Below are 18,142 nucleotides of genomic sequence, written 5' to 3'. Positions count from 1 at the left end.
TCAAAACCGGTTCAGCAGGCCGGACAGGCCTTCCTCCCGGTAGATTTCCTGGTAATACGCCAGTTCCTGCTGGATCAGATCATCAATGGCCCGCATCCCCAGCAGTTCCACCGGCGCCTTGTCGTCTGTGAGAATATGCGCCCCGCCCACATAGGGGATCAGCCCCTGGGACACCCGTTCCATCTGGTCCCGCAGCTCCCCCGCCGGGAGGGCGGCCCGGCGTTGGGCCAGCCACTGCACGGGGTCGCCGTCCACCGCCGCAAAGAGCTCCCGGTTGGTGGTGCCGGGGACATCCACCGTAGACACATAGGGAAACAGACTGGCAATGGTGTCGCACAGGGCCTGGTTGATGCTTCCCTCCCCGTCCGAGTGCATATTCAAGTTGACCACCATCACCCCGCCCGGCGCCAGGTGGTCCCGAACCAGGGCAAAGAACTCCACCGTGGACATCTGGAAAGGGATGGTAATGTCCTGATAGGCATCCACCTGAATCACGTCATACTGGGTGTCCACCGCCTGGAGGTAGGCCCTGCCGTCATAGGTGGTCACATCCACCGTCTCGGGAAGGTCAAAATAACGCGTGGCCAGCTGGGTGATCTTGTCATCAATCTCCACCCCGGAGACCTGAACCTGGGGAAAATAGCGGGTACACTGCCGGGCATAGGTTCCGGTGCCGTTGCCCAGAACCAAAACCCGGCCCGCGGTCCCCTGGTGCAGTCCCGCCATCACCGGCGCCGCCAGGGCGTAGTCGTAGTACATCCCGGTGAGGCCCTCCTGCTTCATCTTCACCGACTGTACCCCAAACAGGACATTGGTGGAGAGGATGGTCCGGTCCTCGGTCTCTTTCACCTGGAGATAGTTGTAAACCGACTCCCCTTCATAGGTAAGGTCCTTTTCCCAGAAGGCAAATCCGCCCCGGCCGCCCAACAGGGTGCAGAGCACAAAGAGAATCCCCGCCGCCAGGCAGGTTCTCCAGCAGGTTCTCGCACTGAAGAAATAGGCCAGCCCAATGACCAGCAGAATCCCGGAAAACAGCAAGAAAGTCACCGCCGTGCCCACCGCCGGGATGGTGACAAAGGTGGGCAGAAAGGTCCCCAGGATGCTGCCGATGGTGTTGCAGGCCCCCAGGGTCCCCACCACTTTGCCGTTGTCCTCCAGGCTGTCCACCGTGTACTTCACCAGGGAAGGGGTCACCGTGCCCAGCAGGAACAGGGGAAAGACAAAAATGACCATACAGGCGCAAAAGGCCGCAATCACCAAAAAGTGGGTGCTGATGGTGAGGACCAACAGACTGGAAATGCCCAAAATAATGTACTTTCCCAACACGGGAATGGCAGCGATCCAGACCGCCGCCAAGAGCAGACGGCGGTAGAGCCGGTCAGGGTCGGGATTCCTGTCCGCGGTCCGGCCGCCCCAGAGGTTGCCCAGGGCCAAGGCAATCATAATGGTGCCGATGATGATGGTCCACACAATTTGGGAGGAGCTGAAGTACGGCGCCAGCAGACGGCTGGCCCCCAGTTCCACCGCCATGACGGAGACGCCGGAAAAGAATTCCGTCAGGTAGAGATAATACTTGTTCTTCAGAATGGAGCGTTCTTTCATGGTTCTCTTTCCTTCCCGATTTACCAAAAAACGGTACAGCGACTGCTGTACCGTTTTCTCCGTTCCACCGGACCTCAAAGGGGCCGGCCACAGACAGGTCAGACCTTGTGATCGCTGCCCAGAACATTGACGATTTTGTCCTTGACCAGATCCTTCACATACTGACGGCCTACCTTCAGATAGCCCCGGGGATCAAAGCCCGCAGGGTCCGCCATCAGCTGCTGGCGCACGCCGGCGGTCATGGCCAGGCGGAGGTCCGAGTCGATGTTAATCTTGCACACCGCCATTTTGGCCGCCTGGCGGAGCTGATCCTCCGGCACGCCGATGGCATCCTTCAGCTGGCCGCCGTTGGCGTTGATGAGCTCCACATAGTGGGGAACCACCGACGAGGCCCCGTGGAGTACAATGGGGAACCCAGGCAGGCGGCGGGAAACCTCCTCCAAGATATCAAAGCGGAGCTGAGGCTTGGTCCCCGGCTTAAACTTATAGGCGCCGTGGCTGGTGCCGATGGCAATGGCCAGGCTGTCCACCCCCGTGGCCCGAACAAACTCCTCCACCTGGTTGGGGTCGGTATAGGAGGAGTCCTCCGCCGAGACATTCACGTCGTCCTCAATGCCGGCCAGACGGCCCAGTTCCCCTTCCACCACCACGCCGTGCTGGTGGGCGTACTCCACCACCTGGCGGGTGAGCGCAATATTGTCGGCAAAGGAATGCTTGGACCCGTCGATCATCACCGAGGTAAAGCCCCCGTCAATGCAGGCCTTGCAGATGGCAAAATCCTCGCCATGGTCCAGGTGCAGGGCAATGGGCAGGCCCGTATCCTCTACGGCGGCCTCCACCAGTTTCATCAGGTAGCCGTGCTTGGCGTATTTCCGGGCCCCGGCGGACACCTGCAAAATCAGAGGAGAGCTCACTTCCTTGGCCGCCTCCGTAATGCCCTGGACAATTTCCATATTGTTGACGTTAAAGGCGCCGATGGCATACCCGCCCTCGTAGGCCTTCTGAAACATTTCTGTGGTCGTCACTAACGGCATAGATACCGCTCCTTTCCAAACAATTCGGATAAATTATTGTACCAGCATTCATTGAGAATTGCAAGAGCGGATGGGATATGTTATGATGGGTTCTCAAGAGGAATCGAGTTTGCTCTCCATTCATTTTTTATTAGGGAGGTTTTCTTTATGGAAAACTTGAAAGGCGCCTGCATCATCGGGCAGTCCGGCGGGCCCACGGCCGTCATCAACGCCAGCGCCCAGGGCGTGATTCAGACCGCGCTGGCCTCCCCCCAGATCACCCGGGTTCTGGGGGCCGCCCATGGCATCAAAGGGGTCTTGGCCGACCAGCTCTACGACATGGGACAGGAAGACCCCGGTCAGCTGGAGCTGCTCCAGTTTACCCCCTCCTCCGCGCTGGGGTCTTGCCGGTACAAGCTGGCTGACCCGGATGTGGACGACACGGACTATAAACGGATCTTGGAAATCTTCCAAAAATACGACGTCCGCTACTTCTTTTACAACGGCGGAAACGACTCCATGGATACCTGCAACAAAATCAGCAAATACATGCAGCGGGTGGGCTACCCCTGCAACATCATCGGGGTCCCCAAAACCATCGACAACGACCTGTCCGGCACCGACCACTGCCCCGGCTATGCCAGTGCCGCCAAGTACATCGCCACCTCCTGCATGGAGCTTTACCAGGACGCCCGGGTCTATGACACAGGGACTGTGGTGATCGTGGAGATCATGGGCCGCCATGCCGGCTGGCTGGCCGGTGCCGCCGGGCTGGCCACCTGGGCCGGGTCCGGCCCCGACCTCATCTACCTGCCCGAGGTGGATTTCTCCATGGAGGCCTTTCTGGCCGACGTAAAGCGGGTCTATGAGGACACCGGCAACTGCCTGGTGGCCGTCTCCGAGGGCATTCACTATGGGGACGGAACCTTTGTCTCCGAGGCCAAGACCTCCGCCACCGACGGCTTCGGCCATGCCCAGCTGGGCGGGCTGGCCGCCCTGCTGGCTGAGTCCGTGAAGAGGGCCCTGGGGGTTAAAGTACGGGGGATTGAACTCTCCCTGCTCCAGCGGTGCGGTTCTCATCTGGCCTCCCTGACCGACGTGCGGGAGGCCTATCTGGCGGGAAAGGCCGCAGTAGAGGCAGCCACCGCCGGCCTCACAGACCAAATGGTGGCCCTGGACTGCACCCGGGACGCCAGCGGCTATCGCTGCCAGACCAAGCTCATCCCCCTCACCCAGGCCGCCAACACCGAGCGCAAGGTCCCCCTGGACTGGATCACCCCCGAGGGCAACGGCATCCGCCAGCCCTTCATTGACTATGCCCTCCCCCTCATCCAGGGCGAGCTCCAACGCCCCCTGGCCCATGGTCTGCCTCAGTTTGCCCACTTAAAAAAAGTGCGTACCACCGACATGGACTGAAGCTGCAAAAACCGTCCCTTTTTTCTGAGAAAGGGACGGTTTTTGCATGTTTTGGTGGATTTTTCATATACTAACCGCATCTAATCACGGAGGTATCCCTATGAGCAACCATCTGCGGGGCCAAACCAGCCCCTATCTCCTGCAGCACGCGGACAATCCAGTGGACTGGTACCCCTGGGGACGGGAAGCTCTGCAAAAGGCCAAAATTGAGGACAAACCCATCTTTCTCAGCATCGGGTACAGCACCTGCCATTGGTGCCACGTCATGGCCCGGGAGAGCTTCGAGGACTTGGAGATTGCCCGGCTTCTCAACGAGAGCTTTGTCTCCATCAAGGTGGACCGTGAGGAGCGGCCTGACATTGACAGCCTCTACATGGCGGCCTGCCAGGCCTTCACCGGCAGCGGCGGCTGGCCCACCACCCTGTTTCTCACCCCGGAACAGCTTCCCTTCTTTGCCGGAACCTATTTTCCTCCCACCAGCCGGGGCGGCCTGACCGGACTGCGGCAGCTCCTGTCTGCCATCCGGGACGCCTGGGCTCAGGACCGGGAGGCCCTCACCGCCCCGGGGCGGCAGTTTCTTCAGCTGCTTACCCAGAGACCTCCGGAGCAAAGTTCCCCCACCCGGTCCCTTTTGGAGGAGGGCGTGGCCCAGTGGAAACGGACCTATGATGAGACATACGGCGGCTTCGGCGCCGCCCCCAAATTTCCCATGGGGCACAGTCTTCTCTTTCTGCTCACCTATGGAGAGAAAAAGGCGGACCCCGCCGCCTTGGCCATGGCGGAAAAAACTCTGGAGCAGCTTTACCGCGGGGGCATCTACGACCACATCGGCGGCGGATTCTGCCGGTATTCCACCGACCGGGCCTTTCACATCCCCCACTTTGAAAAAATGCTCTACGACAACGCCCTGCTGATGCTGGCCTACTGCAAGGCCTACGCCATCACGGGACGGACGCTTTACCGCCAGGTGGCCACGGAGACCGCCGGCTATCTCTTCAAAGAGATGTCCCTGGCCTCCGGCGCCTTTGTCAGCGCCCAGGATGCCGACAGCGACGGCAGCGAGGGCGCCTACTACGCCCTTCGCCCGGAGGAAGTGCTGGCTGTGCTGGGAGAAGACCAGGGGACCGCCTTTAACGCCTGCTATGACATCACGGAAGAGGGAAACTTCCATGGCTTCAGCATCCCCAATCTGCTCCACAGCCCCTTGCCGGGGGACCGATTCGCCGCTTGCATCCCCGCCCTGTATGCATACCGGCTGGCCCGGGCCAGCCTTCATCGGGACGATAAAGTGCTGGCCGGGTGGAACGGCCTGCTGATGGGCGCCCTATCCTGGCTCTATCGGGTCTCCGGGCAGACCATTTACCGGGACGCCGCCCGGGGGATCTGGACCTACCTTTCCCGGGTTCATGGGAGCCAGGGTACCCTGTCGGCCACCAGCCGGGATGGGTTGGCCCGGGGGATTGGGTTTTTAGAGGACTACGCATTCTGCGCCTTTGGCCTGCTGTCCCTTTACGAAGCCACCCTGGAGCCGTCCTATCTGTCCCAAGCGCAGACCCTGTGCCGGCAGGTCCTTACTGATTTCACCGACCCCAGCGGCGGCTTCTTCCTCACGCCTCAAAACGCCGATCCCCTGTTGATTCGCCCCAAGGACACCGCGGACGGGGCACTTCCCAGCGGAAACACCATGATGGCCTGGAACCTGATTCGTCTGTCCCATCTGACCCGGGAGGATACGTGGCAGAGGGCAGCGGAAGCCCAAATGGCCTTTCTCTCCCCCCTGGCCGCCTCCTATCCCACGGCCTATCCTGTCTTTCTGCTGGCCTTGCTGGCCCAGGCCGTGCCGGCAGAGGAGATCACGGTGGTTCTGGCGCCGGGAGAGGCCCCGCCCCGGCAGCCCTGGCCCTTTCCCCTGGACGCCGTGGTCACCATTCTGGAACAGCCCACGGACGCCTATCCCCTGCTGGGAGAACAGACCACCTACTATGTCTGTAAAAACCACAGCTGTCTGCCTCCCTGCCACCAGTATCCATCATAAAACGCCAGACAAAGCGCCCCGGCACTGTGTGCCGGGGCGCTCCCTTTAGCTGCTCTTCCGGGGGATCAGCAGCATCTGGCCCGGGAAAATCTCCCCAGAGGTCAGGCCGCTGGCCTCCATAATGTCGCTGTCCGTGGTCAGGTAGGCCTTGGCCACGGTCCACAGGTCCTCCCCAGGGTGGACTGCCCGGAGAATCACAGAGGGCTGCCGGGCGCCGAGCTCCCGCTTTTCCCCCAAGGTCACCCGGCCAATCACCGGGGCCTCCTCCTTTTCCAGAACCATCCAGCGGAAGGCCAGGGGGAAAGAAACCTCCACTCCCTCTCCCGCCGGCGCAGCGGTGGGTTCCCGGAGAAGCTCCGTGGAGAACACCGCCTTCCCGCCGCTCTGGCCGGACAGGCGATGCTGCACCACCACTTTTTGGCGGGCAGACGCCAGGCCCTCCTCGGTGTCATAGAGCACCACCAGCTCCACCTCCTGGGTGAGCATTTGGTCCTCTCCTTCCTGGCTCTGACCGGTCCGGCCCAGCCGGGCCTGCACATCCAAAAGATTGCCGGGAAGGCCCTGGGTTCCCACCACCTCCCGGACGCTCTCCTGCTCCTCTCCCTGTCCCAGGAGGTGGAGTACAGGACAGGTTACCTCCTCCGGCTGCACCTCATAGGCCGTGCTGTACAGGTCGGTGAGAATGGGCACCGTCACCTCCCGGCGCAGCACCGCCTGGGCTTGCACCGCCAGCTCCACCTGGAAGCTCCGCCGGTCCTCCTCCACAGGGGTACACTTTACGTCGGTGAACAGAAGGTCCATGCTGCACATGCCCTCCTCACTGTCCTCCCCGGCATCCATGATCTGGGAATAGGGCAGGTGGAATTCCCCGGTAAACAGGGCTCCGTCCTCCCCCCGGCACAGCAGCTGCAGCATCGCCTCTCCTTTGAACACCAACTTACTGCCGATGACCCGTGCCTCTGTGCAGGTGCACTGTGCCCGGGTCCGCAAGAGCTCCACCGCGTCGGGTCGTCCGGCGGGGAGCACCACCGTGTCCTGGTAGGTAAATGCCTTTTCCTGGGCGTAGACGGTCTGAAAGCTGCGCAGCTCCCCAGTTTTCTGGCGGATTCCATAGCGTTCCGGCTCCTCCACCAGGGAGGTCAGACTTCTGGCCTGGGGCTCAAAGCCCTCGATGTCCAAGCAATATCCCACCCGGACCAGAACCTTCCGGGGGTTGAGCAGATGTACATCCACTGACAGTACCCGGGGAATCACATGGAGCATGCTCCGCCGGGTCAGCTGGGTCAGTTCCGGGGAAGCGGAGAAGGGCAGGGTCACTTCCATGGCCCGCAGGCCCTGCTCTCCTTCCGGCTGATACAGGATCGTGGTTTTCAGCAGGCCGGAAAACTCCCCTTTCCCATCCTGGGGCTCCTTCCGCTGGAGGAGAAGACGGGCCTCCCCATCCAGCACCTGCCAAATGTCCGGACAGGCATCCGGCACGATCATCTCTGCGGTCTCTTCCTGTTCCAATGTCGCACGGCAGACGGACTCCCATCCCCGCACGGTCTCCTGCCGGAGTTCCAATTCCATCACTGTGACCAATCCTTTCTCGTGTCAAGTAAGTATCTGTCCCATCCTATGTGGAACTGCCGGCAGATAGACCTGGTTCCCCGTTTCAAATATGGAAGAGCTTTTTCAGCAAGCCTGCCAAGGCTTTGGGTGCGCTCACCACCACCATCTTCATGGGCTCCCCTCCCTTCCCGGGCATGAAAACACCCGTCCGCTCTCAGTCTATGCCGAAAGGGGACGGGTGGTGCGGACACGGAAATTCAGTTTTTCCCCCAGGGCTTGTTCTCCCTGGCCAGTTCATACAGCCGCACATAGCTCTCGTGCCGGCTGGGGACGATCTTCCCCGCATCCCGGGCCGCCAGAACGGCGCAGCCCTGCTCCTTCACATGGGCACAGCCCACGAAGCGGCATTGGCCCAGGTAAGGACGAAACTCCCGGAAAGACCGGGCCAGGGCCTCTTGCTCCACCGGGTCCTCTCCCTTCTCCTGATCGAAGGCGGAAAAGCCCGGTGTGTCCGCAATGAGCCCTCCTGCCAGGGGGAACAGCTCCACATGCCGGGTGGTGTGGCGCCCCCGGCCCAGCTTCTCGCTGATCTCTCCCGTGGCCAGGCCAAAGGCGGGGTCCAGCGCGTTGAGGAGGCTGGACTTACCCACCCCGGAGTTGCCAGTAAAAGCGGAGATCTTTCCCGCCAGCAAGCCGCGCAGCTGGTCGATTCCCAGGCCAGTAACCGCGCTGACCGGAAGGGCGGGGATTCCCGCGGCCCGATAGGTCTCCAGCAGCTGCTGGGCCGGGACCAGGTCCCACTTGTTGATGCACAAAATCGGCTCGCAGCCCTTGCGCTCGGCCAGAGAGATGATCCGGTCCAGCAGAAAAGGATCGCTCACCGGGACCGCCCCGGAGGCGATGATGACCAGCTGGTCCAGATTGGCCACCGCCGGACGCTGAAAGGCATTGCGGCGGGGCAGAATCTCCACCAGGGAGCCCGACCCATCCGGCTGGAGGGCAATGGCCACCCGGTCCCCCACCAGGGGGGTCACTTTCTGATACCGGAACTTTCCCCGGGCCCGGCAGGTCACCAGGGTCTGCTCTGTCTGAACGTAATAGAATCCGCTCAATGCCTTACGGATGGTTCCTTCTACCCTTGTCTGACTCATTCGTTAAAATTCTCACTGTACCGTTTTTCCAAACTTCCGTCAAAATAGATGCAGATTTCCATGACGCCGGAGCCGGTGACGGGAACATAAAAACTCCCCTGCTCCGTACTCACGTCGTTCTTATAGACCTCTTTTCCGTCCACTGTAATCCGCACCTCTACGCTCTCCCGCTCGTCATCGGGCAGGGTGATCTCGATATTTTTGGTGCTGGTCACCGGTTCCTGCTTTTCCGGTCCCTTGCTCACCTGGAGGACAATGCCTGTGCCCTCCTCCACCTCGGTGTTGGGGGCAATGCTCTGGTAAACCACCTGGCCCACCGGCTTGTCGCTGTTTACCTCCGTCACGCTGGAGATTTTCAGCCCCGCGCTGGTGGCGATGTTTCGGGCGTTCTCCAGCGTGGTTCCCGTGAGGGTGGGGACGGTTACGTTTCGGGTGTCAGGGCCGGAGCTGATCACCAGACGCACGGTATCTCCCGGGCTGACTTTGGTCCCCGCCACGGGATCGCTGGAGATCACCTTGCCTTCCTCCACGTCATCTGAGGGCTCCCGGGTGGGGGTATCCACCTTCAGGTCCAGCTGCTGCAGACGGGTGACGGCGGTCTCATAGGTGTCCCCCAGCACGTCAATCATCTCCACCGTCTCCTTCCCGGAGCTGACCACCACCTGAATGGTGATGGGTTCCTCCCCGGCAGTCACCTCGGTGCCGCCGTCGGGGTCCTGTCGGATGATCTGTCCCTCGGGATAGTCCTCACTGGGTTCCCTGGCCTGTTCTACAATCTTAAAATGTTGTAGGATCTCCTGATCCTGGGTGACATCTTCGATCTTCTCCCCCAGCAGGTTCGGCACTTTCAGCGCGTCATCCTGGGCGAACAGGCCGCTGAAAAAGGTCAGCCACAGGAAAATGCCCACTCCCACCAGGAAGACCACCACCACAATGGGAATGACCAGATTCCGCTTGCGTTCCTGGGCGTCTTCATAGGCCTCCTCCGGCGGATATCGTCGCGGGGGCGGCGCGGTTCTGGGCCGGGCGGGGGGGCGCTGCCGCCGCCCCAGGGAACTGGCCCCATCCACTGCCTGGGTGGGCTCATCCGGCACGGGCTGGTTGCCGTGGAAGCTGGCCAGGTTATAGTGAAACTCCACCTGGGGGTTCTTCCGAAACTCCTCCAGGTCCCGGAGCATGGCTTCCGCATTCATATACCGCTGGTCAATCCGGGACGCCATGGCCTTCATGGTGATCTCCTCCAGGCCCAAGGGGATGTCCGGAATGAGTTCCCGGGGAGACATGGGTTTGGCGCTGATGTGCTGGATGGCCACGGACACCGGGGAGTCCCCATCAAAGGGCAGGCGCCCGGTGAGCATCTCATAGAGAACCACGCCGGCAGAGTAGATATCCGCCCGGGCGTCAATGTGGCTGCCTCGGGCCTGCTCCGGGGAAATATAGTGCACCGACCCCAGAGCCTCCTGGGTCAGGGTGTTCTGGGCGGCGGACATGATCCGGGCAATGCCAAAGTCAGCCACTTTCACGCTGCCGTCCCGGAGCACCATAATATTTTGGGGCTTAATATCCCGGTGAATGATCCCCCGGCTGTGGGCGTGTCCCAGGGCCCGGACAATCTGCGTGATAAAATACAGGGACTCCCGCCAGTTCAGGCGACCTTCTTTTTTCTGCATATATTGCTTGAGGGTAATGCCGTCGATGAGCTCCATGACGATATAGTCCAGATCATCCCCCTTGCTGACATCGTACACAGAGACGATGTTGGGGTGGGAGAGCATGGCAACTGCCTGGGCCTCCTCATGGAACCGGCGGCGGAATTCCGCATCGGCGGCCAGGTCCCGCTTTAAGACCTTGATGGCCACAAACCGGTGCAGCCGGTGGCAATAGGCCTTATAGACCACCGCCATCCCGCCGACCCCGATGACATCCAGGATCTCATACCGGTTGTCAAGCATTTTACCGATGTATTGATTCATGGTAATATACGCCTCCTCACAGTTGGAACAGCACAACGGTGACGTTGTCCGGCGCTCCGCTGTCCAAGGTGCGGGTCATCAGCCGCTGACAAATCTCCTGGGGGGTCCCCCCAGCCAAGACCTCCCGGTGGATTTCCTGGTCGGTGACCTCGTTGATCAGTCCGTCAGAGCAGAGCAGGAGATAGTCTCCCTCCGCCACAGTTTCCTGAAAGAGATCGGCTTTCACCCGGCGGGCGGTGCCCAAGGCCCGGGTGATCAAATTTTTCTGGGGGTGGTTTCTGGCCTGCTCTGGGGTCAGGTCCCCTTTGGCCACCAGATCCTCCACCACAGAGTGGTCCCGGGTAATCCGCCGGATGGCCTGCTTGGTGATGTGATAGGCCCGGCTGTCCCCCACGTTCACCACCCACAGGGTGGTGCCCCGCAGGATCATTCCCACCAAGGTGGTGCCCATGCCCACGCAGTCCCGGTCGGTCTCCGCCTTGAGATAGACCACCCGATTGGCGTCCTCGGCGGCGGCCAGCAGCAGGTCCGCCGCGGGGGGGGGCCCCTCCAGATCCCGCAGCTGCTCCAAATGGGCGCAGAAAGTCTCCACCGCCATCTTGCTGGCGATGTCGCCGGCCTTGGCCCCGCCCATGCCGTCACACACAACGCCCCAGGCCAGGTCGCCGTCCTCTATGATTTCATAGGCACAGGAATCCTGGTTTTCTCTTCGTACGATTCCTCTGTCAGTCAGTCCCCATACGGAAACCATGGGGGATCATCTCCTTTCGCATCTCCTGCTCTCCTCATTCCGCCCGGTTTTGCAGGGCTTTCCGGCGCAGCTGGCCGCAGGAGGCGTCGATATCGCTGCCCAGCCGCCGGCGGACGGTGGCGGGAATACCCCGCTTTTCCAGCTGCCTCTGAAAGGCGGCCACATGGGGACTGGGCTTTAAGCTGCTCTCCTCCACATAGTTGAGAGGAATGAGATTCACATGGGCAACGGTCCCCTCCAACCGGTCCCCCAACAGGGCGGCATGGCGGGGGGTGTCGTTGACCCCGTCGATCATGGCATACTCATAGGAGATCCGCCGGCCGGTTTTGGCAAAATACCGGCGGCAGGCCGCAAGCAGGGCCTCCACCCCCGTGCCCCGGTTGATGGGCATGAGGGCGCTCCTGGTTTCATCGTCGGGGGCATGGAGGGACACAGACAGGGTGAGCTGAAGTCCCTCCTCCGCCAGGCGGTCAATCCCCCGGATCAGTCCACAGGTGGACAGGGAAATGTGGCGCATGCCAATGTTCACACCGTCCGGGTGGTTGACCAGGGTCAAAAACCGCCGTACATTGTCATAGTTGTCCAACGGCTCCCCAATCCCCATCAGAACAATGTTGGAGATGGGGACACCGGAATCTTTCTGGGTAAAAATGACCTGGTCCAGCAGTTCTCCCGCCGTCAGGTTGCGGACCCGCCCCCCCACTGTGGAGGCGCAGAAGGCACAGCCCATGGCGCAGCCCACCTGGGAGGAAATACAGACGGAGTTGCCATGGCGGTAGCGCATGAGAACCGTCTCAATGCAGTTGCCGTCCGACAGCCTCCAAAGATATTTTATGGTTCCATCCAGTTTTGAGACCTGTTTTCGCTCCACCGACGGGGGGGAAATGCCGCCCTCCTGGTCGATCTTCGCCCGAAGGGCCTTGGGAAGGTCCGTCATCTCCTGGGTAGAAACCACCCCCCGGCTGAGCCATTGAAACAGCTGCCTGCCGCGAAAGGCCGGCTGGCCCTGTTCCCTGCACCAGGCGGTCAGTTCCTCCGGCGTCATGGATTTCAGGTCAGTCATGGTCTTCCCTCCTTCGGAATTTGGCCAGGAAAAATCCATCGGTCCCCAGCCGCTGGGGCCAAAGGGTACAAACCCCCTCCGGCTGTTCCCCCATGGGGCCAGGCAGCCGGAATCCCTCCAGAGAAAAGCCCCCATGGGAAGCCAAAAAGGCCCGGACCACCGCCTCATTCTCCTGAGGACGAAGGGTACAGGTGGAGTAAAGCAGCACCCCGCCCGGCTTGACATAATGGGCCACATTGTCCAAAATCTCCCCCTGCAGCGCGGGCAGTCCGGCCAGCTCTTCCTGGGGCTTATAGCGAATCTCCGGCTTTTTGCGAATGACCCCCAGCCCGGAGCAGGGTACATCGGCCAGCACCGTGTCAAAGGTCCCCTCCCACCCCTTACGGGGCTTTCTGGCGTCCAGCACCTGGGCTGTGATGGAACCCAGTCCCAGCCGAGCTGCCCCAGCCTCGATGAGAGCCTTTTTATGGGCATGGAGATCGCAGGCATAGAGTTCTCCTTGGTCTCCCATGGTCATAGCCGCAGCAAAAGATTTTCCTCCCGGCGCCGCACAAGCGTCCAGGACCTTATTCCCTGGCAACAGGCCCGCCGCCAAAACCGCCAGGCGGGCCGCAGGGTCTTGCGGGTAGAACATCCCGGTTTGCCAGGCGCGCCCCTGGGTCAGGTCCCCTGTTCCCGTGAGCACCAGACAGTCCGGCAGCCAGGGATGGGCCGTCACTGTCATCCCCTCCTCTTCCAGCGCCGCCGCCACCTGAGAGGTTTGGAATCGGCAAGTGTTTACTTGTACTGTCACAGGGGGTTCACTGTTGTCCCAGCGGAGCAGTTCTTCCAGCTCCCCCGCTTCCAACTGCTGGCTCCATTCCTCCACCAACCACTGGGGGTGGCTGTACAGCAGGGAGAGATATGCAACAGGATTCCCCCGGTCCAGGGTGGGAAGCTCGTCCAGATGGCGGGCCAGATTGCGGAGAATGCCGTTGACCATCCCCCCCGCCCGGGGATTTTTGCAGTGCTTCTTGGTCAGCTTTACCCCTTCGCTTACCGCCGCGCTGACGGGAATCTTGGTCATAAAAAGCATCTGGTACAGACCCAACCGCAGGTTGTTGCGTACCTTGCTCTCCATTTTGCTCAGTTTCATGGCAGAGTACTGCTGGAGATAGTGGTCCAGCAGCATGCGGTTTTGGATCACACCAAAGCAGAGGCGGGTGGCCAGGGCGGCATCCCGCCGGTCTAATCTTTGTTCCTGGATGACCTTTTTCAAATGGCCGTTGGACCAGGCCTTTTGGCGCTCCATCGCCACCAGGGTCAGCAGCGCAGCCTCTCGGGCGGACATGCCCCATCCCTCCTTTCTCTCTCAGTCCACGGGAATGGGGTGTCCCCGCAGATAGTCCGCAGCCGCCAGGCGCTTGCCTCCGTCCGCCTGAAGCCGGTCGATGCGGAGGAGCGTCCCCTCCCCGCAGGCAATTTTCAGGCCCGTCTTGTCCGCTGTCACCACGCTGCCCGGCGCCTTTTCCGTGGTCTCTTCCAGCACGGTGGTGGCCAAAATCTTGCAGCGTACGCCCCCCAGCTCTGTCACTGCAGCGGGCCAGGGAAGCAGTCCCCGCACCTGATCGTGGAGGGCCCGGGCAGGGCGGCTCCAGTCCATGGGGGACAGGGCCCGGCTGAGCATGGGCGCCAACGTCACCTGACTCTCCTCCTGGGGGGTCCGGGTGGCGGTGTCGTCGGCCAGATGCTCCACCGTCTCCACCAGCAGTTCCGCCCCCAGACGGGCCAGCCGGTCATGGAGGGTCTCCACCGTCTCGTCCGGGTCAATGGGGGTGGCCCGCTGGGCAATGATATCCCCGGCGTCCAGCGCCAGAGCCATGTGCATGATGGTCACCCCGGTCTCCTGCTCTCCGTTCAGGATGGCCCAGTGAATGGGGGCCGCCCCCCGGTACTTGGGCAGCAGGGAGGAGTGCACATTGATGCACCCCAGCCGGGGATAGGACAGAATCTCCTGGGGCAAAATCCGGCCGTAGGCCGCCACCACGATGAGGTCGGGCGCCAGCTGGACAATGGTCTCCAGCGCCGTGCCGTCCCGGAGTTTGGTGGGTTGAAAGACCGCCAGGCCGTGGGCCTGGGCACAGCACTTCACCGGCGTGGGCTGGAGCTTCATCCCCCGGTTCTTGGGTTTATCCGGCTGACTGAACACCCCCACCACCTCATGTCCGGCGGCCACCAGGGCCTCCAGCGAGGGCACGGCAAAATCCGGCGTGCCCATGAATAGAATCCTCATGCCTCTCTCCCCTCCTGACCGCTCCAACAGGCCTGCATTACGCCTCTTCCTCGGCCTTCTGGAGCATCTCATCCACCTCGGCCTCGGTGAACAGGCGGCCCGCCCGCTCATAGTACATGTGTCCATCCAGGTGCTCAATCTCATGGCAGAAGCAGCGGGCGGTGACCCCTTCCCGCTCATATTCCACCGGGTTTCCATGGCGGTCCTGGGCCTTCACCGTCACCTTCATGGGGCGCTTGACAATGCCGTACATCCCCGTTAAGCTCAGGCAGCCCTCAAATCCCTCCTGCTCGCCTTCCTGGCTGACAATGACAGGGTTGACCAGCTCCAGGTACTGCTCATCCTCGTCCATCACCACGCAGACCCGGCGGAGAATCCCAATCTGGGGGGCAGCCAGGCCCAAGCCCTGGGCATCCTTCAGGGTAGCAGTGAGATCATCCAGCAGAGCACCCAGCTTCCGGTCGAAGCTGGTGACGGGATGGCATACTTTATGCAGGGCAGGGTCTTCCTTTTGCAGAATTTTTCTGATCATAATGGGTCATTCCTTCCTCTTATTTCTCTTTAATCCATGGGATTTACATCCATTGCGATGGACAGCCCCCGGTTGGCCCGGTCCTGCTGGGCCGCCTGGAGAATCTGGGCGAGGACCGCCCGGATCTCCCGCCCGTTCCGGCACTTCAGCAGCACGCGGTACCGGTACCGGTTGTTCACCTTCAAAACAGGCGCCGGCGCAGGGCCCAGCACTTCCGGTCCCTCTGGCCCCTGCTGCCGGGGCTTCACCCAGGGTTCTAAGCTACGCCGGATCACCGCGCAGGCCCGGAGAACCTGGGTCTCCTCCGGACCGGAAAGGGTAATCCGAAACAGGTCCAGAAAGGGGGGGAACCGGAGCATCCGGCGCATCTCCCGCTCTTCCTCGTAAAACGTATCGTAATCCTGGCGGGCAGCCAGGTTGATCACATCGTTGTCCGGGGTCCAGGTCTGAATCACAGCCCGCCCCAGCTTTTCTCCCCGCCCCGCCCGGCCCACCACCTGGGTCAGCAGGGAAAAGGTGCGCTCCGCAGCCCGGTAATTGTCTGCGTATAGGGACAGATCGCCGTCCACCACCCCCACCAGGGTCACATTGGCAAAGTCCAGCCCCTTGGCCACCATCTGGGTGCCCAAAAGGATGGGGACCTGCTTCCACCGAAACCGGTCCAGCAGCACCTCGTGGGATTGGGTGGCTGTAATGGTGTCCGCGTCCATCCGCATGATCTCCACCCCGGGATAGCTCTCCTCCAGCGCCTCCTGGAGTTTTTGGGTGCCCATGCCCACAAACTGGAGCCGGCCATAGCAATGGGGGCAGAGCTCCGGCAGGGGCTGGGAATGGCCGCAGTAGTGGCACATCAGCCTGCCATTGGCGCTGTGATAGGTCAAATGAACCGAGCACCGGGGACAGGTGGGAACCTCGCCACACTGGCTGCATACCACCATACGGCTGTTGCCCCGGCGGTTGAGAAAGAGAATGCTCTGTTCCCCCCGCCGGAGGTTTTCCTCCAGTTCTTCCCGCAGCAGGCCGGACAGGCCCGTGGCGTTTCCCTGCCGGAGTTCCTGCTTCATATCCACCAGGCGCACTTTCGGCATCTGGTGGGCATTGTATCGCTGCCTGAGGGTAAACAGGTGATACTGTCCCATCTCCGCGGCATACCGGCTCTCCACCGCCGGGGTCGCCGACCCCAGCAGAAGCAGTCCCTTATGGTGGGTGCAGCGGAACTTGGCCACCTCCCGGGCGTGGTAACGGACCATGCTCTCCGACTGATAGCTGCTCTCCTGCTCCTCATCCAAAATCATAAGGCCCACATCCGCCAGGGGAGCAAACACCGCAGAACGGGTCCCAATGACCACAGAGGCCTGTCCATCCCGGACCCGCTTCCACTCGTCGTACCGCTCCCCGGTGGACAGGCAGCTGTGCAGGACCGCCACTTGCCGGCCGAAATGGGTGAGGAAGAGCTGCAGCAGGCTGGGGGTCAGGGCAATTTCCGGGACCATTACAATGGCCCCCCGTCCCGCCGCCAGGGTCTGCTCGATCAGATGGAGGTAGACCTGGGTCTTCCCGCTGCCGGTGACCCCGTAGAGGAGGGCCGCCTCCGGCTTTCCCCCGTTCATCAGCGCCCGCAGCCCCTCATAGGCCGCCTGCTGCGCCTCGTTCAGAGGAGACAAAGGTTGCGTTTGCCGGATATCCGGCAGCTGGTGGCGGAACACCTCCCGCTCCTGCAGGCGGAGAATCCCCCGCTTTTCCAGGCTCTTCACCGTCTGGTGGGAGGCCCCGGTGAAGTAGCACAGCTCCTTCACGCTGGCGCTGCCCAGGTTGCACAGCAAGGATGTGACCTCATACCCCATGGGCGCCGTCTTCCGCCGGGGCTCCATCCGGGCCAGCGCCTCCGCCGGGTCCACAGCCAGGGAGGCAATCTGCTCCGTCTTATCCTTGACCTTCCGCCGGGCCTGGGTTTCCCGGACCACCAGGCCCGCCTTCTCCAGCTCCCGCAGCACCCCTCGGGGGTCTTTCCCGTCGGGAATGGCTCTGATCTGGGCCAGGTCAGCCCGCCCCCCTGCTCCGTGGAGGAGGGTCATCACCTGTCTGGCCCGGGGATGGCCGGCCGTCTTGGCCTCCCAAGTCTCCCGGTCCACCCCGGGGGCCAGGGCGTATCCCTCCTTGAGCACATACCACAGTCCCGTGGGAAGCATGGTCAGCGCGGCGGCATAGACGGTACAGAAAAACCGCTCCCGCATCCAAAGCGCCAGCTGGATGCCCTCGGGGGTCAGGACAGGGCGGCGGTCCAGCAGAGTCTGAATCTCCTTGAGCCGGTGGGTTTCCTCCGCCTGCTCCAGGGAGAGCACCAGGCCTTCGCTGGACCGGTTGCCCTTGCCAAAGGGCACCAGAACCCGCATGCCCGGCTCCAGCAGGTTCTCCAGCTGGGCGGGAACCCGATAGGAGTAGGGCCGATCAATGGCAAAGGTGGCCGCCGACAGGGCAATTTTGGCCAGCATCATACCGCCGTCACGGCACGGGCGCTGTTCATTCGATGCCCGCTTCCCCTTGGATTAGATGCTCCTCTTCCGGGAATCCTTCCTCCATCCCGGCCGCCTCCTCCGGGTCCTTCCAGTGTCCCTCGGCAATCTCCCGAATGGCAATGCTCACCGGCTTATCCTCCAGCATGAGGTCCTCCCGTTCCGCTTTGGCGGCGATCTTCCGGGCCCGGGCCGCCACCACATTCACCAGCTGATATCGGCTGGGTACCTGCTCCAGCAGTTCATTCATTGCGGGATACAGCATCATAA

At 61.9% G+C, this 18,142-nt stretch carries 14 protein-coding genes; 2 read left to right on the top strand and 12 right to left on the bottom strand.

What is annotated here, in order from left to right:
* Both DV520_RS03825 and fba read right to left on the bottom strand, forming a co-directional pair.
* Nucleotides 1–1,602: a spermidine synthase gene (locus DV520_RS03825; RefSeq protein ID WP_117141840.1), complete on the bottom strand. Its 1,602-nt coding sequence runs from the start codon at nt 1,600–1,602 to the stop codon at nt 1–3.
* A 98-nt stretch (nt 1,603–1,700) separates the two neighbouring features.
* A complete protein-coding gene (gene fba, locus DV520_RS03820) occupies nt 1,701–2,636 on the bottom strand; it encodes a class II fructose-1,6-bisphosphate aldolase (protein WP_021919496.1) in 936 nt (311 codons plus the stop codon).
* Nucleotides 2,637–2,783: 147 nt separating this feature from the next.
* On the opposite strand from fba, the gene DV520_RS03815 reads away from it, so the two are divergent.
* Complete coding sequence (locus DV520_RS03815; protein WP_117141839.1) at nt 2,784–4,031, top strand: 6-phosphofructokinase; 1,248 nt, start codon at nt 2,784–2,786, stop codon at nt 4,029–4,031.
* Between the two features lie 100 nt (nt 4,032–4,131).
* Nucleotides 4,132–6,066 carry a thioredoxin domain-containing protein gene (locus tag DV520_RS03810; protein WP_117141838.1) on the top strand — a complete coding sequence of 645 codons (1,935 nt, stop codon included), beginning with the start codon at nt 4,132–4,134 and terminating at the stop codon, nt 6,064–6,066.
* Between the two features lie 45 nt (nt 6,067–6,111).
* On the opposite strand, the gene DV520_RS03805 is transcribed toward DV520_RS03810, so the two are convergent.
* From DV520_RS03805 to rpoZ, 10 genes are all read right to left on the bottom strand, one after another.
* The gene (locus DV520_RS03805; protein WP_117141837.1) at nt 6,112–7,635 is read right to left on the bottom strand and encodes a DUF3794 and LysM peptidoglycan-binding domain-containing protein; all 1,524 of its coding nucleotides are present in this window, start codon (nt 7,633–7,635) and stop codon (nt 6,112–6,114) included.
* A gap of 239 nt (nt 7,636–7,874) precedes the next feature.
* Nucleotides 7,875–8,768 carry a ribosome small subunit-dependent GTPase A gene (gene rsgA, locus DV520_RS03800; protein WP_021919491.1) on the bottom strand — a complete coding sequence of 298 codons (894 nt, stop codon included), beginning with the start codon at nt 8,766–8,768 and terminating at the stop codon, nt 7,875–7,877.
* Entirely contained in the window at nt 8,765–10,741 is a 1,977-nt protein-coding gene (gene pknB, locus DV520_RS03795) for a Stk1 family PASTA domain-containing Ser/Thr kinase (RefSeq protein ID WP_021919490.1), read from the bottom strand. Before pknB ends, rsgA begins: the two co-directional genes overlap by 4 nt.
* A 16-nt stretch (nt 10,742–10,757) precedes the next feature.
* Nucleotides 10,758–11,492 carry a Stp1/IreP family PP2C-type Ser/Thr phosphatase gene (locus tag DV520_RS03790; RefSeq protein ID WP_021919489.1) on the bottom strand — a complete coding sequence of 245 codons (735 nt, stop codon included), beginning with the start codon at nt 11,490–11,492 and terminating at the stop codon, nt 10,758–10,760.
* A gap of 34 nt (nt 11,493–11,526) precedes the next feature.
* Nucleotides 11,527–12,555, bottom strand: a complete 1,029-nt coding sequence (gene rlmN, locus DV520_RS03785; RefSeq protein ID WP_117141836.1) for a dual-specificity RNA methyltransferase RlmN — start codon at nt 12,553–12,555, stop codon at nt 11,527–11,529.
* On the bottom strand, nt 12,548–13,885 hold the full coding sequence (gene rsmB, locus DV520_RS03780; protein ID WP_117141835.1) for a 16S rRNA (cytosine(967)-C(5))-methyltransferase RsmB: 1,338 nt from the start codon (nt 13,883–13,885) through the stop codon (nt 12,548–12,550). Before rsmB ends, rlmN begins: the two co-directional genes overlap by 8 nt.
* A gap of 21 nt (nt 13,886–13,906) precedes the next feature.
* Nucleotides 13,907–14,827, bottom strand: a complete 921-nt coding sequence (fmt, locus tag DV520_RS03775) for a methionyl-tRNA formyltransferase (RefSeq protein ID WP_117141834.1) — start codon at nt 14,825–14,827, stop codon at nt 13,907–13,909.
* Nucleotides 14,828–14,864: 37 nt separating this feature from the next.
* Nucleotides 14,865–15,359 (bottom strand): peptide deformylase, encoded by a 495-nt coding sequence (def, locus tag DV520_RS03770; protein WP_021919485.1) that lies wholly within the window; start codon nt 15,357–15,359, stop codon nt 14,865–14,867.
* Nucleotides 15,360–15,388: 29 nt separating this feature from the next.
* Complete coding sequence (gene priA / locus DV520_RS03765; RefSeq protein WP_117141832.1) at nt 15,389–17,854, bottom strand: replication restart helicase PriA; 2,466 nt, start codon at nt 17,852–17,854, stop codon at nt 15,389–15,391.
* Between the two features lie 25 nt (nt 17,855–17,879).
* A complete protein-coding gene (gene rpoZ / locus DV520_RS03760) occupies nt 17,880–18,140 on the bottom strand; it encodes a DNA-directed RNA polymerase subunit omega (protein ID WP_117141831.1) in 261 nt (86 codons plus the stop codon).
* Between the last annotated feature and the right edge of the window lie 2 nt (nt 18,141–18,142).

Source organism: Evtepia gabavorous (assembly GCF_003425665.1).
Taxonomy (GTDB): Bacteria; Bacillota; Clostridia; order Oscillospirales; family Oscillospiraceae; genus Evtepia; species Evtepia gabavorous.
This window is presented reverse-complemented; position numbering and strand designations above follow the sequence as displayed.